Here is a 23,726-nt window from a genome sequence, read left to right on the forward strand (position 1 = left end):
CAACGACTCATTGCAAGGTAAGCCTTACCTTATCTAGCATTGGGCTGCCTGAGGGAGGCGATGCCACGGTGAAGTCACCGCTACTGGATTCCGAAGTGGTCCACGACATACTCGGAATCGGATTCGGTCCGTCAAATCTCGCTCTGTCCATAGCGGTTGAGGAGCACAACAAGAGCCTTCCGGCAGACAGCCGTCTCAACGCCCTGTTCCTGGAACGCCAGCCGCGCTTCGGCTGGCACCGGGGCATGCTGATCGACGACGCCACGATGCAGGTGTCGTTCCTCAAAGACCTGGTCACGCTGCGGAATCCGACCAGCGACTACAGCTTCCTCTGCTTCCTGCGCGAGCAGGGCAGACTGATCGACTTCCTGAACCAGAAGACCCTGTTCCCGCTGCGCGTGGAGTTCCACGAGTACTTCGAGTGGGCGGCCGAACGGGTCTCCCACCTGGTCTCCTACGGCAGCGAGGTCGTCGCCGTCGACCCGGTGCGCGGCGACGACGGCGAAATCGCCTACTTCGACGTCACCAGCCACGACCCTTCGGGTTCCGGTACGACGATCACCCGCCGGGCGCGCAACATCAGCGTGGCGATGGGACTTGAGCCGCACGTTCCGCCCGGCCTCGAACTGGCCGAACGCATCTGGCACAACAGCGAGTTGATCCCCCGCGCGACCCGGCTCGCCGACGAAGGCAAGCCCGTGCAGCGGGCCGTGGTGCTCGGCGCCGGGCAGAGCGCCGCCGAGGCGGTGGACTATCTGCACCGCACCTTCCCGGACGCCGAGGTGTGCTCGGTGTTCGCCAAATACGGCTACACCCCGGCCGACGACAGCCCGTTCGCGAACCGCATCTTCGACCCGGAGGCGGTGGACGTCTACTTCTCGGCCCCGTCCGAGGTCAAGCAGTCACTCATCGACTACCACCGCTCGACCAACTACTCCGTGGTCGATATGGAGTTGATCGAGGCCCTCTACGCCACCGCGTACCGGGAGAAGGTGGCCGGCCGGGAACGGCTGCGCTTCCTCAACGTCTCCCGGATCCGCGCCGTCGACCCCGCGGCCGACGGCGGTCTCGACATCGCCGTGGAGTTCCTGCCCACCGGCGAGAAGCAGGTGCTCTCCGCCGATGTGCTGGTGCTAGCCACGGGTTACCGCCCCCGCGACCTGAGTTCACTCCTCGGCGAGGCGGCGAAGCTCTGCCTCCGAGACGACGGCGACGAGGTCCGCGTGGGCCGAGACCACCGCGTCGAGACAGTGCCGGAGGTGACAGCCGGCCTCTACCTCCAGGGCGGCACCGAGCACACCCACGGGCTGACCAGCACGCTGCTGTCGACGGTCGCGGTACGCGCGGAGGAGATCCACCGCTCGGTACAGGCGACGAAACTGCCTGCCTGACCCCGCATGAACTCCCCGGGCCCGGAGGGTACGGTCCCTTCCGGGCCCGGGGTTTTTTCTGTGCCAGCGGCTTTCTGTACCGGGGCGGGTTTTTGCACGTCCGGGGCGGTGTTCTACGCGTGGGGGAGGCGGCACCCCTCACCGGTCGCCGGTCGCCGGTCGCCGGTCGCCGGTCGCCGGTCGCCGGTCGCCGGTCGCCGGTCGCCGGTCGCCGGTCGCCGGTCGCCGGTCGCCGGTCGCCGGTCGCCGGTCGCCGGTCGCCGGTCGCCGGTCGCCGGTCGCCGGTCGCCGGTCGCCGGTCGCCGGTCGCCGGTCGCCGGTCGCCGGTCGCCGGTCGCCGGTCGCCGGTCGCCGGTCGCCGAGGATGGTGGTCTGCTGCTCGCCGCTGGTCAAACCCCGGTCAGATCAGCGGCGTTGAGGGGCGGCTCCCCCGCGGTGCCGGGGACCGGTTCCGCCGAACACGTCCGCCACGCCCCGTACGGTCCTGACCGCCCCGCAGGTCGCCGCGATCCAGTCCACGGCCATCCGGTGGTCGTCGTGCGCGCGGTCGGCCACCGCGTCCGCGACGACGAAGGGCTCCATGTCCTGCATCCAGGCGTCGGCGGCCGTCAGCAGCACCTGGGTGCGGGCGAACACCCCGACGATCACCGGCTGGTCGCGCCCCAACTCCGCGAGTCTGCGCCGCAGTCGGGTGCCGGCGAAGGCGCTGAACCGCTTCGCGACCAGCACGCTGTCGCCGACCTGCGGGCGGATCGCGTCCACGACGTCACGGGAGTCCTCGCCGCCGGGCAGGCGTGGATGCCCGAAGCTGGTCTCCCGGCCGTCCGGTTCCCGCTCGGCGGTCTTGAGGGTGTACAGGACGGGGATACCGGCCGCCCGCGCCGACTCCGTCAACAGGCCTACTCCTGCGAGGAGTTCACCCACCGGCGCGGAGGACTCCCGCAGGACGTGCAGGAAGTGGTTCTGGACGTTCAGGACCACCAGCGCCGCACGGCCCGGGTCGATGGCCCAGCCCGTCCGGTCCGGGGGCAGCGCGGCGGAACCGGGCATGACGTACGGGACCATGTCGGATGACGGCATACGCGTCGGCCTCTCACCGCTCGTCGGACGTCGGACGTCGGGAGAGACGTCGCGGGGTTACGTCGTGGGGTTGTGTCGCAGGGTTACGTCACGGGGTTGGAGAACACGGGACCGGACTGGACCGGACCGGACCGGATCAGTAAGGCCCGTGGCTCCAGCGGCCGTTGGTCATCGTGGCGTGCACGGGCATCGCACGCAGAGTCTCCGGGTCCGCACCCAGGGGATCCGCGTCGACGACCACCAGGTCGGCCGGGTCGCCGACCCTGATGAGCCGGCGTCCGCGGGCCGCGGCGACCAACGCGTCGGGGACGGACAGACGTTGCTCCGGGTGCCAGGCGGGGCGTTCGTCGTCGGTGCGGCTGACGGCGGACGCGATGGCTAGCCAGGGGTCGAGCGGCGAGACCGGGGCGTCCGAACCGAACTCCAGCCGGGCGCCGGCGGCGAGCAGGTCGCCGTAGGGGAAGGCGCGTTCGGTGCGTCCGGCCCAGTGCCGGTCCGCCACGTCGCGGTCGTCCGTCGCGTGCCGGGGCTGTACGCCCGCCGTGACCCCCAACTGTGCGAAACGCGGCAGGTCTTGGGGGCTGAGCAACTGCGCGTGCTCGATCCGGCCGCGGCAGCGCACCGCTTCGAAGGCGTCCAGGGCCACGGTGTTGGCGCGGTCGCCGATGGCGTGCACGGCGGGTTCGATGCCGTGCGCGGCGGCGTGCCGCATGAGCCGTACGAGTTCGTCGGGCGCCGTCTCCTCGATGCCGTGGGCGCCGTCCGTGCCCTCAAGTCCCGGGTAGGGGTCGCGGCACAGGGCGGTTCGGGTGTTGAGCGAACCGTCCGTGAAGAGCTTCAACGGCCCGACCCGCACCAGCCCGCCGTCCGCACCGACGGGGTCCCCTGTGCGCAGCCCGCGCTTGATCGCCGCGTCCAGGTAACTCGGATACACCGCGGCCGACACCCGTACGGCGGGCCGGAATCCCGCCGAACGCCGTTCCCAGTCCCCCACCGTGTCGCCGAACTGGAAGTCGATGACACCGCTGACCCCGCGCGCGGCGGCAGCCCGGCAGGCCTCCTCGATCCACCCGTCGACCACCTCGACCGGCGCGGCGGGCAGGGCGGACAGCACCTCGTGGGCCTCGTGTTCCCGGATCAGGCCGGTGGGGTGGTCGCCCCGCCCGACGAGGGCGAGGCAGGCTGAGTTGAGCCACGCGGCATGCAGATCGGCGCTGACCAGAGCGACCGGCCGATCGGGCACCACCGCGTCCAGCAGCGCCTTGTGCGGGGCGTCGGCCCACAGCCCGTCCCGGAACCCGTATCCGTAGAGCACCGAGCCGTCGGCCGCCCCGGCCCGCTCCCGGACGAGGTCGGCGACGGCCCGCGCGGACCCGGTACCGGCCAGATCGAGCCGGTGCCGGGCGCTCGCCCACTCGGCCAGATGGACGTGGGCGTCCCAGAGGCCGGGCAGCAACACCCGCCCGTCCAGATCGAGTTGACGCCCACCGCCGACCTCGACGCCCGAGCCCGCGTCCGGCTCCGGTACGACGTGCGTGATCCGGCCGGCCGCCACCCGCACCCGGGCGAGCGGCCCACCGGCACCGAGCCGCACCCGGGTGAGGATCAGGGCGCTTGGGTTGTCCGCCATAAGGGCCTCCAGGGGAATGCCGAGGCATTCCTCCAACGATTCCACCAAGTCAAGTAAGGCTTACCTTACCTTGCGGATCGCGCCCTTCGCCGCTCACTTCACGTCGACACTCGTCCGCACCCGCAGATCCGCCGCCGACGCCCCCACCCACACGGCCCGCCGCCCGCTCCCGAGCACCCACGCGTGCCGCTTCGCGTCCCACGACGACAACGTACGCGCATCGACATGCACGGTCACCCGCCGCCGCTCCCCGCCCCGCAGCCCGAGTCGCCGATAGCCACCCAACACCCGCACCGCCTGGTCGAGTTGGAGCTCCGGTGAGCGGCCGACGTACACCTGAGGCACCGCGACGCCGTCCCGGCGGCCGGTGTTGCGGACCGTGAAGGTCACATCGAGCCCGTGGCCGTTCCATCGCGCCGACGCGTCCTCGTAGGCGAAGGAGGTGTACGAGAGTCCGTGCCCGAAGGGGTAGAGGGGCCGGACGCCCTCCGCGTCGTACCAGCGGTAGCCGACATGGATGCCCTCCGAGTACTCCTCGACGCCGTTCACGCCGGGGTAGCGGTGGGGGTCGCCGGCGACCGGGTGGTGGGCGTCGTCGACCGGGAAGGACTGGGTGAGGCGGCCACCGGGGTCGCAGTCGCCGAACAGGACGGCGGTCGTGGCGGCGGCGCCCTCCTGGCCCGGGTAGTACATCTGGAGGACCGCGCCGGTGTGGGCCAGCCACGGCATCGACGTGGACGACGAGGTGTTGAGGACCACCGTGGTACGCGGGTTCGCGGCCGTGACCGCGTCGATCAACTCGGCCTGGTTGCCCGGGAGTTCGAGGGTGGTGCGGTCGAGGCCCTCGGTGGCGTCCTCGTAGGCGAACAGGACGACACCGCGGGCGGCGCGCGCGGCTGTGACCGCCTCGGCGACGTCCTGGGCGCGGGTCCCGCCGGTGATGCGCCGGAGCCGGAACAGGAGTCCGGCGTCGCCGCCCTCGGCGGTGATCTTCAGGGTGTGGGCACCCTGGGCGAGGGTGAGGGTCTTGCGGCGGACGGAGAGGCCGTCGGGGTCGACGGAGACCAGGCCGCCGGAGAAGTACTCGCCGTATCCGGCCGCGAGAGGGAACAACTCCTCGCCGTCCAGGAGGACTTTGGGGCGTGCGGTCGGGGCCGAGGAGAAGTGCAGGACGAACGTCCACTCGTCGGGTTCGGTCACGGCGAGCGAGCCGTCGTACTCCCAGGTCCTGCCCGCCTCCACCCGCTGGCCCTCGCCGTCGAAGGCGGGCGTGAACGCGGACGCGGGGATCGCCTTGCCGAACAGGTCCTCGCCGAGCGCGTACGTGACCCGGGTCCGGGAACCGGCCCGCGCCCTGATCGCGTCGAGCGGGCTGTCCGCGTGGTCCGGCACGACATGCGCGCTGCCGCCGCCACTGACGAAGGGCAGGGTGCCGGTCGGGCCGATCACCGCGATGGTGCCGCCACCGGTCAGCGGGAGGGTGCGGTGTTCGTTGCGGAGCAGGGTCGCGCCCGCCTTGGCGACCTCCAGGGCTACGGCGGCGCCGGCCTTCGCGTCGCGGGCGGGGCGCGGCGGCACGCTGCCGTCGAGGAGCCCGAACCGGTCCATGACGCCGAGGATCCGGCGCACCGCGCGGTCGACGTACCGCTCGGGCAGACTGCCGTTCTGCACGGCCGACTTGAGGGGCGCGCCGAAGTAGGTCCCGTCCGGCATCTCCATGTCGAGGCCGGCCGTGATCGCGGCGACGGTGCTGTGCGCGGCGAACCAGTCGGTCATCACCCAGCCCTCGAAGCCCCATTGGCCGCGCAGGACGTCGGTGAGGAGGGTCTTGTTCTCGCAGGCGAAGGTGCCGTTGACCTTGTTGTACGCACCCATCACCGCACCGGTGCCCGCGCCGACGGCCGCTTCGAAACCGCGCAACTCGATCTCGTGCATGGTCTGTTCGTCGACCCGCACGTCGATGGAGTCGCGGTCCTTCTCCTGGTTGTTCATCGCGAAGTGCTTGACGGTCGCGATGAGTCCCTCGCCCTGGATGCCCTTGATCTCGGCGGCGACCAGATCACCGGCGAGCAGCGGATCCTCGCTGAGGGTCTCGAAGTTGCGGCCCGCGTACGGGGTGCGGATGAGGTTGACCATCGGCGACAACAGGACGTCCTGGCCGAGGGCGCGGCCTTCGCGGCCGACGACCTGGCCGTAGCGGCGGGCGAGTTCGGGGTCGAAGGCGGAGGCGAGCAGGACGGGCGCCGGGAGGGCGGTGGCGTGTGCGGTGACACGGACGCCGGCCGGTCCGTCGGTGAGCCGGAGCGGCGGGATCTTCAGGCGCGGGACGCCGGGGATGTAGCCGGCCTGGCCGAGCGAGTCCGGGTCGGTGGCGCCGTGCAGGAGGGAGATCTTCTCGTCGAGGGTGAGCCTGGCCAGGAGTCCTTCGACGCGGGGGCCGGCCCCCGCCTCGGGTCTGGCCTGCGCGTACGCGTGCGACGGGGAGACGAGTCCGGTGGTGGCCGCGCTGGCCACCGCGATCGCGCCGCCCAGCAGACGCAGGGCGGATCGCCGGGACACGGTGTCGGTCATGAGCCGTCACTCCTTCGGTGTGCGGGCACGACGGTGTGAACCGCGGGTGCGCCTCGGGGCCAAAACGCCCTGTACTGAGCTGACTTGACGAAGCGTTAGGCACCCTGGTGCGGCCGGAAAGCTATGGCCGTCACTGACTCGTGTCAATAAGTCGAACAGGAATCGGCCGCACGCCGACAAGAACCGAAGGGTGAGAAGGGTGCGGGGCCACCCCGGTGGGGTGGCCCCGCGAGTCGTGCGTCAGCCAAGGGGCGGGAGGAGGGAGGCGACGGTGTCCGCGACAGCCGCCACGACCGCGGTCAGGGGCTGCACAGCGTCACCGCCACCGCCCGAGGGCGCGGGCTCCGGCGCCGGTTCGTCGCAGCAGGCGACCTGCGCGGCGCGGGGTGCGTACTGCGGCTGGTCCTGTTGCGGAAGGTTCGAGAGAGGAGGCGGCGGTACGTCACCCTGGGGCGCGCCCTCGGGAGGCACGGGCGCGTCCGGTGCGCCGTCCCCCGGCGCCTCGCCCTTCCCGGTCCCCTTTCCGGTCGGGTCGCCCTGCTTCACCCGCGCGTCGGCCGTGGATTCCAGCGCCCACCGCTGCCCGGCGGACCCGTCCCGCTCCGTCACCACGACCCGCGCCCCGGCCTTCGCGCTCACCGGCGCCACGGCCAGCCCCTGGCTCCAGCGGAGCAGGAACTCGCCGCGCACCGTCAGGTCGTAGTGCACCTCGCCCGCGTGCACCAGGCAGCCGGCCAAGGTGATCGTGCGGGCGTCGGTGTCGGCGTCGAGGCAGAGTCCCGGGTCGGTGAGGCTGCGCAGCAGGCCGTCCTGGTCGTACGACCACTGCTGTGACCCGGCGGTCGAGCAGGTCGCCATGGTGACGGCGGCGCCGGACCGCACCTGGCCGCCCGGGATGTCGAGGCACAGGCCGGAGGCGAGGCTGCGCAGGACGCCCTGCTGGACGACTCCCCCGACTCCCCCGTCGGCACCGGCGGCCGAAGCAGAGGCCGCGGAACCGTCCGACGAGGGTGCGCCGACCGGGCTCGGGCGGGTCGAACTGCCGCTGGGCGCGCCCCAAGTGACGTGCGGATCGGGCGTGTTGCCCCCCTCGGTCCAGCCCTTGGTGGCGAGCACGGTCGCGAGCAGGGCGAGGGAGGTGAGACCCACGCCCACGAGCGCGACCCTGGGGTGCCTGCGCGGGAAGGCCAACCGGCCGTCCGGCGTGGGGCGGTGGCGGCCCATCGGACGGTGGGCGGCGCGGGCCGCGGCCTCGGGGGTCTCGCGGCCGGGCCGTGAGTCGAGGTAGCGGCGGGCGCCCCAGCCGAGGACGGTCTCGGCGAGCAGCACTTCGAGGCCGCCGTCGAAATGGCTCAACTGCTCTGCCGCGAAACGGCAGTAGCGGCACGTCATGAGATGCCGTTGCACATCGGGCAACAGGCCGCCGCCGCGGCGGATCGGGACGTCGAGGAGTCGGTTGTAGTGGCGGCATTCCGGGGTCGGCGCGAGTTCACTGTGCGCGCGTACACAGCCCTGCCTGAATTGTTCACGTGCCTGATCCAGCGCGGCGGTCGCGGTGACCTCGTCCACGCCCAGCAGACCGGCCGGTACGGATATGGGTTCGGCCTCGACCTCGGTGTGCCACAGCAGGCATTGGGAGGCGCCGGACAGCGCGCCGAAAGCACGTTCTGCGAGCTTCCGCCTTTCGGAGGTGCCCGGCCTCGCCGCGCGTAGGCCTCGGGCACCGATGGGTTTACGAAGTTCCGGCAGCAGCGCGGCAATTCGCTCCTCCGCCGCCCACTTCTTCACCATCTCCCTTACCGCCACGAGGAGTTGGGGACGCAGGGCGCCGCCGGTGGCGCGGCCCGCCAGTACCTGGTGGAAGGCGGCGCTGGCCACCATGGACGCCGAACTCTGGGCGGTGGCAAGGCAGATGACCGCATATTCGCTTGTCGCCTGCCAGTGGCGCGCGAGCAACAGGGCGACGGCGCGAGTGCCCTCGGCTTTGTCGCCGAGCAGCGCCACGAGATTGCGGTCCGACTCCCCCGGGCTCGATCCGGGGCGGGGCGGGAACGGCGGGCGTGGGGGGTAGGGGGATTGCACGGAACCATTTCCTTCCAAGCCGCAGGACGGCACACGAATGCCCGACCGTCGGAAAGCAGGTACTTGATTGGTGCATACCTATGAGATGTCAGAAACGACTCTGACCATTGCCTTCTCACAGCTGCCCTCATGAGGTGGCTCACACTCGCACAAGCCTCTGACAGGAAACAAGGAGTTCGGGTGACCGATGTTCAAAACGCTATGAATTCAGATTGGTTACCGCGGGTATCCACAGGCGTCTCCACCAAATCTCCAACTCCCCCGCGAACTAAGGGAGGCACACAGGTAACTCCGAAGTTCCTCTCGGGGTGCTCTCATCGCCGTGCGCCACCATGGGCCGCATGATCACCCCCCACTCTTCAGCCACCCCCGCACCCGCCCGCGTCCCCACGGTCCGCAAGGCGGTCGTGCCGGCCGCCGGGCTCGGCACGCGGTTCCTGCCCGCGACGAAGGCGACGCCGAAGGAGATGCTCCCGGTCGTCGACAAGCCCGCGATCCAGTACGTCGTCGAGGAGGCCGCCGCGGCCGGGCTCGACGACATCCTGATGGTCACCGGCCGGCACAAGCGCGCCATCGAGGACCACTTCGACCACGCCTTCGAACTGGAACAGGCCCTGGCCGCCAAGGGCGACACCGTGCGCCTGGACGCCGTGCGCGACCCCGCCCGCCTCGCCGACATCCACCACATCCGCCAGGGCGACCCGCTCGGCCTGGGGCACGCGGTGCTCTGCGCCCGCCACCACGTCGGCGACCAGCCCTTCGCGGTCCTCCTCGGCGACGACCTCATCGACCCGCGCGAGACCCTGCTCAGCCAGATGCTGGAGGTCCGCGAGCGCTACGCCGGCAGCGTGGTCGCCCTCATGGAAGTCCCTGAGGAATCAGTCCACTTGTACGGCTGCGCGGCCGTCGAGCCGACCGGCGAGGAGGGTGTCGTACGCGTCACCGGCCTGGTCGAGAAGCCGTCCCGCGAGGACGCGCCGAGCCGCTACGCCGTCATCGGCCGCTACGTCCTCGACCCCGCGATCTTCCCCACCCTGGAGCGCACCCCGCCCGGCCGCGGCGGCGAGATCCAACTCACCGACGCCCTCCAGCAGTTGGCCGCCGGCGGCACGGTCCACGGGGTCGTCTTCAAGGGCCTGCGCTACGACACCGGCGACAAGGCCGACTACCTGCGCACGGTGGTCCGGCTGGCCTGCGACCGCGACGACCTGGGCCCCGAATTCGTCGCGTGGCTCAAGGAGTTCGTGGCGGGACTGGAAAGCGGGGATAGCAACAAGGCCGGCGAGACCGGTGAGGGCGGCGGGAGCGAGGGTGCGCGGATCGCGGCCTGAACCCCACGCGCACGAGGGCCCGGTCATCGGCTGCCGATGACCGGGCCCTCGTAGCGGAGTCAGTCATCCATGGGCAACGACCGGACCCCGTAATGGAGTTGAGCTGATCAGCTGTTCGGGCGGAGTGTCCAGGTGACCGTCATCTCACCCGTGACGGCGCCGTCCTCGCGCTGGATGGCGACGGTGACCGGGAACTCGGGGCGCTCGCCCGCGTCGAGTTCGGCGACGACGTCGGCGGCGGGGCGGCCGAGGGTCGCGGTGGCCTTCACCGGGCCGAGGGCGATCTTCTTGAACGCGATCTCGGCGTTGACCGGGAGCGGCACGGCCCGCGAGAGCTGGTCGCCGAAGGCGGCGAGGACGATCGCGCCGCTGGCGGACTCGCCGAGGGTGAACATCGCGCCGGCGTGCGGTCCGCCGACGTGGTTGCGGTACTCGCTCTGATCCGGCAGGGCCAGCACGGCCCGCTCCGGACTGGTCTCCAGGTACTCCAGGTTCAACGTGCGAACCATCGGCACCGTCGCGGCGAGCAGCTCGCCGATGGACATCTGATCTGCGCTCATGAAGAGCATGTTACCCACGAGTAGCCAGGCCTGGCCAGATGTGTGCGCCCGCACACACCGCCCGACCGCCACCCACCCATCGGCCGGCCACCAAGTTGGTACGACCCTGACAAGGGGCGGTGACCCAACCGTGTCCGGCGCCGCACTAGGGTTACTGCCCATGTGGCCAGGACAGCAGCCGCCCGGGGGCGAGCAGAACCCGCAGGACAACCCGTACCAGCAGCCGGGGTACCAACAGCCGAATCCGTATCAGCAGCCCGGCTTCCAGCAGCCCAATCCCTATGGGCAGCAGCCGCAGTGGGGCGCTCCGGGCCCGGCGGGCGGACCGCAGCCGCCGCAGGGCGGGGGCGGCGGGAACCGGACGAAGCTGGTCGCGATCGTCGCGGCCACGGCCGTCGTCGTGGCCGCGGGTGTGACCGGATTCCTGGTGCTCGGCGGCAACAAGGACGACAAGGCGGACGGCGGCAAGGACAAGTCGAGCCAGTCGCCGTCGGCGTCCGCGGACCCGAGTGCCTCCTCCTCCGGTTCGGACGACAACCCGCGCGGCAACGAGACCGAGCAGCCGACGATCGCGGGCTGGAAGGTCGTCGTCAACCAGAAGTACGGCACCGCGTTCGACGTCCCCGCCGACTGGGAGGTCGGCAAGCCGGGCACCTTCACCTTCTTCGAGGACGAGGTGAAGGGCGACGGCTCCCCGTACATCGGCTTCTCCGCGCCCGCCTACCTCAAGCAGGACTGGTGCGAGTCCGACGACAACAAGGACGGCACGAAGGAGACTTCGTCGCTGGCGTCGAGCGGCACCAAGGGCGAGGACGGCGCGAAGGACACGGCGAGCACCGCGCGCGGTGACGCGGCCACGTTCGCCTTCGGCGGGTACACGGACCAGAAGGACTCGTCCAAGAAGTACCTGAAGATCGGCGCGGCCAAGCCGTACACGACGAAGTCGGGTGTCGTCGGCAGCGTCGCCACGTCGTACACGTCCGGCGTGCCGAAGTCCGGCAAGTGCTCCTCCGACGGCAAGGCGACCACGTTCGCCTTCAAGAACTCGGCGGACGACTTCGTCTCCTGGACCCTTTACGGCGCGAAGGGCGTCAGCGAGGAGATCCCCGACGCGACGATCCAGAAGATCCTGAGCACCGTACGACTGCACGGGGACCCGACGGGCGCGACGAGCTGACGCTCTGGCCGTTGAACCGGCCGTCGACCGTTGACCGTTTGGCTCGATTCTGGCGGCAATCCGTTTGGCGGGGTGTGGCGTGGGCGGCGATAGTCGGCCGGTGACCGCCACCCCCGCCTCCCGCCGACCGCACCGACCCGACTGGGCGGGCCGCAACTACACCCTGCTGACCGCCGCCGCGGTGGCGACCGGTCTCGGTGGCAACGGCGCGCTGATCGCGTCCGCGTTCGCCGTGCTGGACGCGGGCGGCGACAGCGGTGACGTGGGTCTGGTGGCCGCCTCGCGCACGCTGCCGCTGGTGTTGTTCCTGCTGATCGGCGGCGCGATCTCGGACCGGGTGCCGCGCCACCACGTCATGGTCGCGGCGAACGCCCTCAGCTGCGTCTCGCAGGCGGCCTTCGCGGTACTGGTCCTGACCGGCGACCCCCACCTCTGGCAGATGATGGTGCTGACCGCGCTCGGCGGCACCGGCCAGGCGTTCTTCGGCCCGGCGGCCGAGGGCATGCTCATGTCCACGGTGAGCGGCGAACAGGCGGGCCGGGCGTTCGCGGTCTTCCGGATGGCGATGCAGGGCGCGTCGCTGGGCGGCGCGGCCCTCGGCGGCGCGCTGGTCGCGGCGGTCGGCCCGGGCTGGGTACTGGCGGTGGACGCGGCGGCGTTCGCGATCGCCGGAGCCCTCCGCTCCTTCCTCGACGTGAGCCACATCCCGCCGCGCGCACCGGGCGGTGGAATGCTGGCCGATCTCCGGGACGGCTGGCGGGAGTTCATCGGCCGCTCGTGGCTGTGGTCCATCGTCGTGGCCTTCTCCATCGCCAACGCGGTCGTCGGCGCGGCGGACGCGGTCTACGGCCCACTCGTCGCCCGCGACAGCCTCGGCGGCGCGGGCCCCTGGGGCCTGGCCCTGGCGGCATTCGGCGCGGGCACGGTCGCCGGCGCCCTGTTGATGACCCGCTGGAAACCCCGCCGCCTCCTCCTGGCGGGCATGCTCGGCATCTTCCCCCTGGCCCTCCCGTCCGCCGCGCTCGCCGTCCCGGTCCCGATCGGCGTCCTGTTCGCGGTGATGTTCGTCGCGGGCACGACGGTCGAGATCTTCGGAGTGAGCTGGATGACCGCCCTCCACCAGGAGATCCCCGAGAACAAACTCTCCCGCATCTCCGCCTACGACTGGTTCGGCTCCATCGCCCTGATGCCCCTCGCCGCAGCGGCAGCGGGCCCGACGGAGTCGGCCTTCGGACGTACGGCCGCACTGTGGGGGTGCGCGGCTCTGGTCACGGTGGTGACGGGGGCGGTGCTGTGTGTCCCGGAGGTACGGAATCTGCGGCGACGGGGTGGGGTGAGCGACGTGAAGGGGACGCTGGGGAGTGTGGGTGGGGCGGTCGATGATGCGGGGCGGGCGGTTGAGGGGCTTGGGTGATGGTGGGGCCGGGGGGCGGGGCGTGTGTACGGCGGTGAAGTGCCGTGGGGTGGGGCTGTGTTCGGGGCGTGTGGGGAGGGCGGGCGGGGCTGCGGGTCGGCGCGTTGAGGTGGCGCGGTACGGCGCTCTCGTCGCGGGTGGCTCGCGTACTGCCGGTGAAGTCCTTAGCGCAGGCTCGTGTTCGGGGCGCGGCGGGAAGGCGTCCCAGGCTGCAAGCTGACGGCACAGCAACCTCATTGCGCACCGGCCACGCAACGCCGACGAACTCCCGTAGCGCAGGCCTGCGTTCGAGCCGCGTTGGGAAAACGTGCAGGGCCACGAGAGCCCGGTCAACCAATCCCCACCTCAGACCAGCCGCGCACTACCTGTTAACTCCCCCAGCCCGAGCCGACGTTCGAGCCGCGGCAGGCTTACCCGGGAGGCCGGGAGTCAGCTCAGCCGATACCGAACGCGCCGTGCGGGGGCTCGGGCGACGGGACGGCATCCTCATCCCGGACCGGCCGTGCGCCGCCGATGAACTCCCGTAGCGCAGGCCCGTGTTCGAGCCGTGCCGGGAACGCGTCCGAGGCGACGAGGCGGGTCAGGGGCGCCGTGTCGATCGGGTGGTGCGCGGCGACGAGTACCGCGTTGCCGAAGCGGCGGCCTCGCAGTACGCCCGGTTCCGCGATCACCGCCAGTTCCTGGAACACCGTGCCGAACGTGGCGAGTTGGGCACGCAGAAACGTGAACGGGGCGCCGTCCGCGAGGTTGGCCAGGTAGACGCCGTCGGCCCGCAGGACGCGCTCGGCTTCGCGGGCGTACGCCACGGATGTGAGGTGCGCCGGGACCCGTGAACCGCCGAAGACATCGGCGACGATCACGTCCGCCGAACCGTCCGGCGCCGCCTCCAGCCAGGCGCGGGCATCGGCGCCGTGCACGGTGACACCGGCGCCGTCCGGCAACGGCAGGTGCTCGGCGACCAACTCCAGCAACCCCACGTCGGCCTCGACCACGTCCTGCCGCGAACCCGGCCGGGTCGCCGCCACGTACCGGGGCAACGTGAGCGCCCCGCCGCCCAGGTGCAGTACGTCCAGTGGACGCCCCGGCTCCGCGAGGGTGTCCAGCACGTGCCCGAGCCGCCGCGTGTACTCGAACTCCAGGTGCGTCGGCGCGTCCAGGTCCACGTAGGACTGGGGCGCCCCGTCGACGGTCAGCAGCCAGGCCCGCTCCCGATCCACGTCGGGCATGAGTTTGGCGACCCCGTGATCTACGTCCCGGGTCACGGGTATCGGCTCGTTCACCGGTCCATTGTGCCGGGGCACCGGGGTGGAAGGTGACGCGGTGGGCTGGTGGTGGGCTCGTGCGGTGGTTGGCTGCGGGGCACAGGAGTGCGCGTGGAGCGCTGATGTGCGGGACGCGGGCGCAGGCTGTGCGGCCGATTCCGGTGAGCGCGGGCCTGCGTGATCCCGGCACCGTGCGCCCCGCGCGGTCCGGCCGTCGCGCGCGCCCACGCCTGCATCTTCCAGTCAGCCCGCGAGATCAGCACCGCCGGCGGTCAGCCCACGCCCTTACCAACCGTCCGCGCACCCCACCGATACCCGCCCCATGCTCACTTGCTTCAACCAGCCCGGCGTCTTCAACCCGCCAACCCGCCCCTCAGCCCTTCAGCCCTTCAGCCCTTCAGCGATCCAACAAGCCGATCACCCACCCGCCCCGCCAGTCCCCCAGACCTCCCCCACCTCCCCCACAAGCGCCGCCGCCTGCTCCCGCCCCGCCCGCGCCGCACCCGCCCGCACGGAAGGGTCGAGCGGATTACGGCCGAACGCCTGCCTCGCTTCCGGGGACGGCGACACGACGACCGCACGCGCACCCCGCTCCACAAGTCGCCGAGCCTGGGCGGCTGGAGACACCAGGGGGCCAGCGCCGAGGGTCATCGGCGCGAGGACGACGACCTGGTCGTACCCCTCGGCGAGTTGCGCGTTGGCCGCCGAGTGGATGCCGCCGTCGATCCAGCGGCGGTCCTCGATGGTGACCGGCGGCCACACCCCGGGGACGGCGCAGCTGGCGGCCACGGCGTCGCCCAGGGGCAGCCCGCTGTCCTTGTCGAAGACCCGTAGTTCACCGGTCACCGTGTCGACCGCGGTGATGCGCAGCGCGCGGTCGGGCCACTCCGGTGAGACGAGCCGGGTCTCGATCGCCGCGCGCCGGGACGCCGCGCTGGGCGTTCTGGCCGCGAGTGCCATACGGCCGATCTTCCGCCCGTACGCCTCAGGAGTGCGCGAGGTCACCGTCGCCAAGGCGTAGCGGAGCAACAGCCCGATACCGAGTCGGGCGGCGATCTCGCCCTCGGGGGCGGCGAGTTGACGCTCGAAGACCTCCTTGAGCGTGCCGGCCCGCAGCTGGGCCCCGACGGTCGAACCCGCCGACGTACCGATCACGACATCGGCGTCGGAGAGATCGACGCCGGCCTCGCCCAGCCCGTACAGCATCCCGGCCATCCAGCCGATCCCACTGCTGCCCCCGCCGCCCAGCACAAGCGCCTTGCCCGCCATGGTGCCCTCACCTTCCCCACGCCTCGCCGCAACTGCCGCCACGATCAAGTCTTGCGCACGCCACTGACAATCACGGATACGAGCCCCTGACCTCGGACAAGCGGGGGCACCCGCCGCAGAACACACACGGGTGCCCGCCCCCGAAGGGACGGGCACCCACCCCGCTCAACCGACCCCGCTCAGCCCACCTTCGTCACCGTCCCGGCCCCCACCGTCCGCCCGCCCTCGCGGATCGCGAAGCCGAGCCCCGGCTCCAGCGGGACCTCACGGCCGAGCTCGACCGACATCGTGACGGTGTCGCCGGGGCGGGCGACCGCAGTCTCGCCGAGGTCGATGTCGCCGACCACGTCCGCCGTGCGGATGTAGAACTGCGGCCGGTAGCCGGTCGACACCGCGGTCGTACGACCGCCCTCGCGGGCCGACAGGACGTACACCTGCGCCGAGAAGCGGCGGCTGGGGACGACGCTGCCGGGCGCCGCGACGATGTGCCCGCGACGGACCGCGTCGCGTGGGACACCTCGCAGCAGCAGCGCCACGCTGTCGCCGGCCTGCGCCTCCGCCATGGGCTTGCCGAAGGTCTCCAGGCCGGTGACCACCGTGTCGACGGCGGCGCCGAGCACTTCGATCCGGTCGCCCACCCGGACCGTGCCGCGCTCGATCGCACCCGTGACGACGGTCCCGCGCCCGGTGATCGTGAGCACGTTCTCGACCGGCAACAGGAACGGCGCGTCCAGATACCGCTCAGGCATGGGCACATAGGTGTCCACGGCGTCGAGCAGCGCGTCGATCGACGCCTCCCAACGGGGGTCCCCCTCAAGGGCCTTGAGGCCGGACACCCGTACGACGGGTACGGAGTCGCCGCCGTAGCCGTTCGCGGTGAGCAGTTCGCGGACCTCCAGCTCCACCAGGTCGGTGAGCTCGTCGTCGCCCGCGTCGGCCTTGTTGAGCGCGACCACGATGTGGTCGACGCCCACCTGCCGGGCGAGCAGCACGTGTTCGGCGGTCTGCGGCATGATCCCGTCGAGCGCGGAGACGACGAGGATCGCCCCGTCGAGCTGCGCGGCCCCGGTGACCATGTTCTTGACGTAGTCGGCGTGGCCGGGCATGTCCACGTGCGCGTAGTGCCGGGTGTCGGTCTCGTACTCGACGTGCGCAATGTTGATGGTGATGCCGCGCGCGGCCTCCTCCGGCGCCCGGTCGATCCGGTCGAACGGTACGAAGGTGGACGCGCCGCGCTCGGCGAGGACCTTGGTGATGGCGGCGGTCAGGGTGGTCTTGCCGTGGTCGACATGGCCCATCGTGCCGATGTTCAGATGCGGTTTCGTGCGGACGTATGCCGTTTTGGACATGGCGGTACCTCGAAGCCTCTCCAGAGGTGAAAAGCCCAGTGGTGAAAACGGGACCCCGAGGACTCGCCGACCCTCCCCCTGCGGGGTCCGCCGGACGATCCGGAGAGGGTCAGCTTCGGGCGCCGTCGACTGCGGCCGCTGGAACAGAAGCGAGAACGGGAACGGCAGCCTTCGGGGCATCCGCGACCGCGGATGCTGCGAGGTGGAAGGCGTACCGGAACATGTGGCCGATCATTGCCGACGCTTTGCCCGGCGTCGAACGATTTATCAGTACGTGGGACGTCAGGCGCCGACGTTCTTCAGGGCCTCGCGCACCGACAGCGGCGCGAACCGCCCCTTCTCCCGGGCCAGGAAGCCGCGTACCGCCTCCGGGTCCGTCTTGGCGTACTCGCGCAGGCACCAGCCGATCGCCTTGCGGATGAAGAAGTCAGGGTGCCCGGACTGGCGCAGGCAGTACGCGAAGAGGCGTTCGGTGTCGGTGCGCTCCTTGTAGCGCAGTTGGTGGAGGAGGGCCGTACGGGCGACCCACATGTCCTCGTCGACGATCCACGCGTCCATGTCCGACGTCAGCTTCGGGTCGGCGGCCACCAGGCCTCCCACTACGTGGGAGGCGAGTGCGTCGACGGTGTCCCACCAGGGGACCGTCGAGACGAGGTGGCGGGCGACCGGCAGGAAGCCGGACGTGCAGTGCCTCACATGGCGGCGCAGGTAGTCCACCGCGAAGTACTGGTACTCGCGCTCCGGCAGCTCCCAGCAGCGCAGGGCGATCGCGGTGCAGTCGGCCTCGTCGGGGTGAGGTGTGCCGTCCAGGACCGTGCGGGACAACGCCCTGCGTACGGGTGTGGTGAGGCCCAGGAAGGGCGCGATGTCCTTCATGTACGCCCGCATGGGCACGGCCCGCTCCGGGTCGGCCGCGGCGGCGTACGTGGCCGTGAGCCGCTCCAGCACGGTGTCCGCGAGAACGCTGCCCGGCACCCGCACGGTGCCCGCACCTGTGACGCTCATGAGACGAACCATACGGCGATCACATACACAGGTCGGTTAGTGTCGCCGACATGCTCGCCGATGCCGCCACCGACTCTGGGGGCACCCGCTCTGGCACCGCCACGGCCACTCCCCAGGCCAATCCCCAGGCCACTGCCCATGTCACTGGCACGGCACTCGCCGCCGTCGTGACCGTCCCCGCGGCCATGGCCGTAGCGCCTCTGCTGCCCGTCGTCCCGACCGGCTTCGCCGCGCGCTGCACGAGAGCCCTGCTCTCGCCGTGGTCGCGGCTGTCACTGCTCCTCGTGCTGCTCGCCGGGGCGGCGTCGACCGTGCTGCTCTTCCACCCGCAGCGCCTGCTCTCCGACGGCTGGCCGCCCCAACTCGGCGGTGCCATGGCCGCGTTGGTGTTCGCGGCGGCGTACGGCCTGTGCAGCGTGGCGTTCGTACCGCGCCCCCTGCTGAACCTCGCGGCGGGCGCGCTGTTCGGCTCCCAGCTGGGCACCGGCGCGGCGCTGGCGGGCACGGTGCTCGGCGCCGGGATCTCCTTCGGCCTGGGCCGTGTGCTGGGCCAGGAAGCGCTGCGCCCGCTGCTGCGGGGCCGCTGGCTGAAGGCCGCGGACGGCCAGCTCAGCCGGCACGGCTTCCGTTCGATGATGGCGGCGCGGCTCTTCCCGGGGCTGCCGTTCTGGGGCGTGAACTACTGCGCCGCCGTCTCCCGCATGCGCTGGACGCCGTTCCTGCTCGCGACGGCACTCGGCTCGATCCCGAACACCGCCGCCTACGTCGTCGCGGGTGCCCGCGCCTCCAGCCCCACGTCGCCGGCCTTCCTGATCGCGATGGCCTGCATCGCCCTGCCCGCTCTGGGCGGCGCGGTGGTGGCCTGGCGCAAGCGCCACCACCTGCGAGCCCAGTGAGGGATCAGACCGCCTCGATGATCATCGCGTTGGCGAGGCCCCCCGCCTCGCACATCGTCTGCAGGCCGTAACGCGCTCCCCGGTCCCGCATCGCGTGCACCAGCGTGGTCGTCAGCCGCGTACCGCTCGCCCCGAGCGGATGCCCGATCGCGATGGCCCCGCCGTGCACGTTGACCTTGGCGAGATCCGCGCCCGTCTCCTGCTGCCAGGCCAACACGACGCTGGAAAACGCCTCGTTGACCTCGAACAGGTCGATGTCGTCGAGAGTGAGCGACGCCCGGCGCAGCACCTTCTCGGTGGCCGGGATGACGCCGGTGAGCATGAGCAGCGGGTCGGAACCGGTCACGGCGAAGCTGTGCAGCCGGGCGAGCGGGCGCAGCCCGAGCCGGGCCGCGGTCTCGCTCGACGTGATGAGCACGGCGGAGGCGCCGTCGTTGATGGGGCTGGAGTTGCCGGCGGTGATGTTCCACTCGATCTGCGGGAAGCGCTCGGCGTACGTCGCGTCGTAGAAGGCGGGCTTGAGGCCGGCCAGTATCTCGGGGGTGCTGCCGGGCCGTACGCACTCGTCGCGCGTCGCCCCCGCCAGGGGTGCCACCTGGGCGTCGAAGAGGCCCGCGTCCCAGGCGGCGGCCGCCTTGAGGTGCGAGGAGACCGCGAAGGCGTCCAACTGGTCGCGCGTCATCGACCACTTGGCGGCGATGAGTTCGGCGCTGATGCCCTGCGGGACGAGGCCCTCCGGGTAGCGCCCGGCGACACCGGGGCCGAAGGGGTCCGTGCCGGGCAGCACGCTCGACCCCATCGGCACCCGCCCCATGGACTCCACTCCACAGGCCACGACCATGTCGTACGCCCCGGAGATCACGCCCTGCGCCGCGAAGTGGACGGCCTGCTGGGACGAGCCGCACTGGCGGTCCACCGTGGTCGCGGGCACCGACTCCGGGAAGCCTGCCGACAGTACGGCCTGCCGGGTGATGTTCACGGCCTGCTCACCGACCTGGGTGACCGTGCCGCCGATGACGTCATCGATGACCGCCGGGTCGATCCCGGTGCGCTCGACGAGGCTGCGCAGGGTGTGCGAGAGGAGTTCGACGGGGTGGACCTGGGCGAGGGAGCCGTTCGGCTTGCCCTTGCCTACGGGCGTGCGTACGGCTTCGACGATCACTGCGTCACGCATGGGACGGGCCTCCATGACATCAGAACACAACAGCCAGAACTACCAGTGAGTAGGAAATCCAAACTCACCATAGCTCCGTCAGTTGGAAAATCAAACCCACTAGTGAATCGCCCCTAGACTGGGCACCATGGCCGCCCCCAAAGACAAGAACAAAGCCCCGCGCCCCTGCTCGATCGCCGACGCGCTGGCACTCGTAGGCGAGAAGTACTCCCTGCTCGTCCTGAGGGAGGTGTGCCTCGGCAATCGCCGCTTCGACCAGCTGGTCCGCAACATCGGCGCCCCGCGCGACGTCCTGACCACCCGGCTGCGCCGCCTCGTCGACGCCGGGATCCTGACCCGGCGGACCTACAGCGAGCACCCGCAGCGCTTCGAGTACCGGCCCACGGAGGCGGGGCTCGAACTGGAGCCGGTCCTGATGACTCTCATGGCATGGGGCGACCGCCATCTCCGGAGGGATCAGCTCGACCGCCCCATGGTGATCGAGCACATCTGCGGCAACGAACTGATCCCCGCCGTCACCTGCACGGCCTGCGGCAACCCGGTCCGCCACGAGGACCTGACGGCCCACCCGCAGACACCCGGCTGGACGGTGACAGGCCCGACGGCGGCCTGACATCCAGACCTACGTCCCCTTGTAGACGTCCAACCGCCCGCACATCCCGAACTTCCCGTACGCGGACGGCTGTTCGGCCCGTACGACGGCACCGGCGAGGTGGGAGAAGTCACCCTGTTCGAGCCGGTCGAGCTGCTCCCCCGTGGCCGTAGCCGCGGCTCGCGCGCCCCGCTCCCAGCGCTCGCGCCACTCCGCGAGCCGGGGCCGTACCAAAGCAGCGGCGGCCCGGTGGAACGCGGCCAGCGCTTCCGGACCCTCGGCGTCGCGCAGCGCCCGGTAGCCCTCCAGGGCGAGGTCGCGCCGGGCCCGGGCGACCCGTTCCTGCTCGGCCTCGGGCGCGTCGGCCGGGATCACGGTGACGGAGGCGTACGTCTCCGGGTCGGTGAGGTACTGCGGGGGCAGCGTGAGTACCGCGTCCCCCGCCTCGGGCAGGCCGCTGTTCTGCATGAGGACGGTGATGCGCAGGTCGTCCTCGTTGACGAGCCGATGGATGGTGCCCGGCGTGAACCAGGCGACCGTTCCGGCCGCGAGAGGCGTGACCTCGTACCCGGATGTCGTGAGCGTCTGCACCGCACCGCGCCCGCCGGTGACGACGTACCCCTCCGAACAGGTCAGGTGCATATGGGGAGTTCCGCCGCACACACCGCCGTCGGCCTCGGCGGGCCAGTCGTAGACGGACAGATGCGAGACGGCGACCCCGCCCGGCAGACCGGAGAAGCCCTCGGCGGCCCCTGTGTTCACCACAGACGGGTTCACCACGGGCGCGCCTCCAGGTACTTGGCGATCTCCTCCCGCTCCCACGCGCCGTCGGCCACGACGATCCGGTAGCGCCGGGTGAGGGTGTCGCCGGGGTCGAGCACCAGCTCGTCGTAGAAGGCGTAGGAGGGGGCGATTCCCGCGAAGGGCTCGTTGCGTACGAACCAGTGATCGGGGTGGGTGCCCTGGGCGCCGGTGTGGTCGTTCTCGGGGGCGTGCGCGAAGACGATGGTCGCGTGGCCGTCGGTGCCGTCGTGCTCGCCGGAGACGGCGAGCCAGGGGCCCTGGGAGCCCATCAGCTCGGGGCCCTCGCCGTCGGGGCCGATGATCCGGCCGTCGCGGAAGGCGCGCGGGCCGCGCCAGAAGAGGCCCGTGTAGCCGGCCGACTCGCGCCCGTGGGTGGTCGGGCTGCCGAACAGCAGGGGCTCGTCACGGCGGTTGGTCACGGCGCTCGTCCAGGTCAGCGCCCACGAACCCGACTCCGCGTCGATGTCGTGCACCTCGATCCGGCGCCGCTCGTCCGCCCAGAGTTCACCGCTGTACGGGTGCCAGGTCAGCCGTTCGGCGATGACGAGACGTTCGGCGCCCGAGTCGGTGTGGACGTCGATCTCGTCGAAGGCGACATGGGCCATCGACCCGACCCGCTCCGGGAGTTCGAGATACCCCTCGCCGTGAACGTATGTGTTGCCGCCCCACAGATTCGTGCCCGACAGATGCGAGGCGGTGAACTGCAGGCCCTTGTGCCAGCGATGGTCGTTGGGCCGGTAGTCCGTGACGACGTCGCCGGCCAGCGTCCTGATCGGGTGGAGGTACGGCTTCGGCGCCTCCCAGGCGGCCTCGGGCCGGTACACATAGCTGAACAGCTCGACGCCGGTGGCCGGTTCGGTCACCGTGATGCGGTCCCCGTGGGCATGGACGATACGCAGGCCGGTCACGCCGGCACCTCCTCGCGCGCCACGGGCGCCCAGCCGGGGGCGCCGCCGTGCAGCGCCGTGTAATAGGGGTCTCCGGGGCCGATCTCGCCGGCCCGCACGGTCGTGTCCGTGAACGCCGACTTGTAGAGCGCGGTGATCAGTTCGAGGCTGGTGCGCCCGTCCGTGCCGCTGCTGCGCGGCCGTTCGCCGGCCCGCATGCTCACGACGAGTTCACGCAGCTGCTCCAGGTGCGAACTCGGCACGTCCGGCCCGAAGTCCTGCCAGGCCGCGGCCTCCTCGCCCGACACGTCCGGGGCGGGCGTGATGCGCCAGTTGTCGTTGCTGTGCCCGTACAGGTGGGTGAGTTCGACGGTCGCGCGCTCGCAGTCGATGCGGATACGGCTGACCTCGTCGGGGCTCAGGACGCTGTTCACGACGGTCGCCATCGCGCCGTTCTCGAAGCGGACCAGCGCGGTCGAGACGTCCTCGGTCTCCACGTCGTGGACCAAGCGTCCGGCCATGGCCTTCACCTCGCTCCACGGCCCGAGCAGATCGAGCAGGAGGTCCATCTGGTGGATGCCGTGTCCCATGGCGGGTCCGCCGCCCTCGGTCTCCCAGCGTCCGCGCCAGGGCACGGCGTAGTAAGCGGTGTCGCGGTACCAGGTGGTCTGGCAGTGCGCCACGAGCGGCCGCCCCATGGCCTGCTCGGCGAGCAGGCGGCGCACATGCCGGGAGCCCGACCCGAAACGATGCTGAAAGACGATCGAGGCGTACGGCCCGCCGGCCGCCCCCTCTTCCGCACCCTCTGCGCCCTCTTCTTTCTCTACGGCGTCGAAGTCGGCCAGGGTCGGCACCGGCGGCTTCTCGCACCAGACCCAGGCGCCGGCCCGCAGCGCGGCGATCGTCTGCGCGCGGTGCAGGGTGGGCGGAGTGCAGATGGTGACGAGGTCGGGCCGCTGCTCCCGGAGCATCTGCTCCAGGTCGGTGTAGGCGTGCGGGATCCCGGCCTCGGCGCAGAAGGACTCGACCGACTTGGCATCGATGTCAACGGCCGCGACCACCTCGGTCTCGCCCTCCTCGGCGAGCCGGGCGAGCGCGGGAAAATGGGAACCGCGGCCGATGGCACCGGCGCCGACCACGGCGGCCCTGATGCGTCGGCCGGTGAGCGGCGGCAAGGGCTGGAACGCCCCGGGGTTGGTGGCGGGTGTGGACATGGTCGTGATCAGCACTCCTCCGGGGAACAGCGAGCGCG

At 71.3% G+C, this 23,726-nt stretch carries 20 protein-coding genes; 6 read left to right on the plus strand and 14 right to left on the minus strand.

The genetic code is table 11. The features are described from left to right. The first annotated feature begins 68 nt into the window (after positions 1–68). A complete protein-coding gene (locus OG496_RS12775) occupies positions 69–1,391 on the plus strand; it encodes a lysine N(6)-hydroxylase/L-ornithine N(5)-oxygenase family protein (protein WP_366497277.1) in 1,323 nt (440 codons plus the stop codon). Positions 1,392–1,529: 138 nt separating this feature from the next. On the opposite strand, the gene OG496_RS12780 is transcribed toward OG496_RS12775, so the two are convergent. From OG496_RS12780 to OG496_RS12800, 5 genes are all read right to left on the minus strand, one after another. Then, positions 1,530–1,784 carry a hypothetical protein gene (locus tag OG496_RS12780; RefSeq protein WP_405970950.1) on the minus strand — a complete coding sequence of 85 codons (255 nt, stop codon included), beginning with the start codon at positions 1,782–1,784 and terminating at the stop codon, positions 1,530–1,532. 12 nt (positions 1,785–1,796) lie between these two features. Then, entirely contained in the window at positions 1,797–2,471 is a 675-nt protein-coding gene (locus tag OG496_RS12785) for an isochorismatase family protein (protein WP_405970951.1), read from the minus strand. A gap of 136 nt (positions 2,472–2,607) precedes the next feature. Beyond that, positions 2,608–4,101, minus strand: coding sequence for an amidohydrolase (locus tag OG496_RS12790; RefSeq protein WP_405970952.1), 1,494 nt, complete (start codon positions 4,099–4,101; stop codon positions 2,608–2,610). Positions 4,102–4,194: 93 nt separating this feature from the next. Further along, a complete protein-coding gene (locus OG496_RS12795; protein WP_405970953.1) occupies positions 4,195–6,672 on the minus strand; it encodes a beta-glucosidase in 2,478 nt (825 codons plus the stop codon). 240 nt (positions 6,673–6,912) lie between these two features. After that, a complete protein-coding gene (locus OG496_RS12800) occupies positions 6,913–8,754 on the minus strand; it encodes a ricin-type beta-trefoil lectin domain protein (RefSeq protein ID WP_405970954.1) in 1,842 nt (613 codons plus the stop codon). A 341-nt stretch (positions 8,755–9,095) separates the two neighbouring features. On the opposite strand from OG496_RS12800, the gene galU reads away from it, so the two are divergent. Then, positions 9,096–10,085, plus strand: coding sequence for a UTP--glucose-1-phosphate uridylyltransferase GalU (gene galU / locus OG496_RS12805; protein ID WP_405970955.1), 990 nt, complete (start codon positions 9,096–9,098; stop codon positions 10,083–10,085). A 107-nt stretch (positions 10,086–10,192) separates the two neighbouring features. On the opposite strand, the gene OG496_RS12810 is transcribed toward galU, so the two are convergent. Then, positions 10,193–10,630: a DUF4442 domain-containing protein gene (locus tag OG496_RS12810; protein WP_366497359.1), complete on the minus strand. Its 438-nt coding sequence runs from the start codon at positions 10,628–10,630 to the stop codon at positions 10,193–10,195. A gap of 175 nt (positions 10,631–10,805) precedes the next feature. Here OG496_RS12810 and OG496_RS12815 point away from each other — a divergent pair, with 175 nt between their 5' ends. Both OG496_RS12815 and OG496_RS12820 read left to right on the plus strand, forming a co-directional pair. Continuing rightward, entirely contained in the window at positions 10,806–11,822 is a 1,017-nt protein-coding gene (locus tag OG496_RS12815) for a hypothetical protein (protein WP_405970956.1), read from the plus strand. 100 nt (positions 11,823–11,922) lie between these two features. Next, a complete protein-coding gene (locus tag OG496_RS12820) occupies positions 11,923–13,236 on the plus strand; it encodes an MFS transporter (RefSeq protein WP_405970957.1) in 1,314 nt (437 codons plus the stop codon). Positions 13,237–13,670: 434 nt separating this feature from the next. On the opposite strand, the gene OG496_RS12825 is transcribed toward OG496_RS12820, so the two are convergent. The 4 genes from OG496_RS12825 to OG496_RS12840 form a co-directional block, all read right to left on the minus strand. Next, positions 13,671–14,516, minus strand: a complete 846-nt coding sequence (locus OG496_RS12825; RefSeq protein ID WP_405970958.1) for a spermidine synthase — start codon at positions 14,514–14,516, stop codon at positions 13,671–13,673. 399 nt (positions 14,517–14,915) lie between these two features. Then, entirely contained in the window at positions 14,916–15,767 is an 852-nt protein-coding gene (locus OG496_RS12830) for a patatin-like phospholipase family protein (protein ID WP_405970959.1), read from the minus strand. Between the two features lie 179 nt (positions 15,768–15,946). Continuing rightward, entirely contained in the window at positions 15,947–17,116 is a 1,170-nt protein-coding gene (gene tuf / locus OG496_RS12835) for an elongation factor Tu (protein ID WP_405970960.1), read from the minus strand. A 282-nt stretch (positions 17,117–17,398) separates the two neighbouring features. Next, entirely contained in the window at positions 17,399–18,121 is a 723-nt protein-coding gene (locus OG496_RS12840) for a DNA alkylation repair protein (RefSeq protein ID WP_405970961.1), read from the minus strand. Between the two features lie 50 nt (positions 18,122–18,171). Between OG496_RS12840 and OG496_RS12845 the strand changes: the two genes are divergently transcribed. Next, on the plus strand, positions 18,172–19,017 hold the full coding sequence (locus OG496_RS12845) for a TVP38/TMEM64 family protein (RefSeq protein ID WP_405970962.1): 846 nt from the start codon (positions 18,172–18,174) through the stop codon (positions 19,015–19,017). A gap of 4 nt (positions 19,018–19,021) precedes the next feature. On the opposite strand, the gene OG496_RS12850 is transcribed toward OG496_RS12845, so the two are convergent. Continuing rightward, positions 19,022–20,191 (minus strand): thiolase family protein, encoded by a 1,170-nt coding sequence (locus OG496_RS12850; RefSeq protein ID WP_405970963.1) that lies wholly within the window; start codon positions 20,189–20,191, stop codon positions 19,022–19,024. A gap of 127 nt (positions 20,192–20,318) precedes the next feature. Here OG496_RS12850 and OG496_RS12855 point away from each other — a divergent pair, with 127 nt between their 5' ends. Continuing rightward, positions 20,319–20,804: a winged helix-turn-helix transcriptional regulator gene (locus tag OG496_RS12855; RefSeq protein ID WP_405970964.1), complete on the plus strand. Its 486-nt coding sequence runs from the start codon at positions 20,319–20,321 to the stop codon at positions 20,802–20,804. Positions 20,805–20,813: 9 nt separating this feature from the next. Here the strand turns inward: OG496_RS12855 and OG496_RS12860 are convergent, their stop codons facing one another. From OG496_RS12860 to OG496_RS12870, 3 genes are all read right to left on the minus strand, one after another. Beyond that, on the minus strand, positions 20,814–21,425 hold the full coding sequence (locus OG496_RS12860; RefSeq protein WP_405976620.1) for a cupin domain-containing protein: 612 nt from the start codon (positions 21,423–21,425) through the stop codon (positions 20,814–20,816). A 131-nt stretch (positions 21,426–21,556) separates the two neighbouring features. Continuing rightward, the gene (locus OG496_RS12865; RefSeq protein WP_405970965.1) at positions 21,557–22,495 is read right to left on the minus strand and encodes a PmoA family protein; all 939 of its coding nucleotides are present in this window, start codon (positions 22,493–22,495) and stop codon (positions 21,557–21,559) included. Beyond that, positions 22,492–23,688 carry a Gfo/Idh/MocA family protein gene (locus OG496_RS12870; RefSeq protein ID WP_405970966.1) on the minus strand — a complete coding sequence of 399 codons (1,197 nt, stop codon included), beginning with the start codon at positions 23,686–23,688 and terminating at the stop codon, positions 22,492–22,494. The genes OG496_RS12865 and OG496_RS12870 overlap by 4 nt, the downstream gene beginning before the upstream one ends. Positions 23,689–23,726: the final 38 nt, after the last annotated feature.

Source organism: Streptomyces sp. NBC_00988, from assembly GCF_045162645.1.
Taxonomy (GTDB): domain Bacteria; phylum Actinomycetota; class Actinomycetes; order Streptomycetales; family Streptomycetaceae; genus Streptomyces.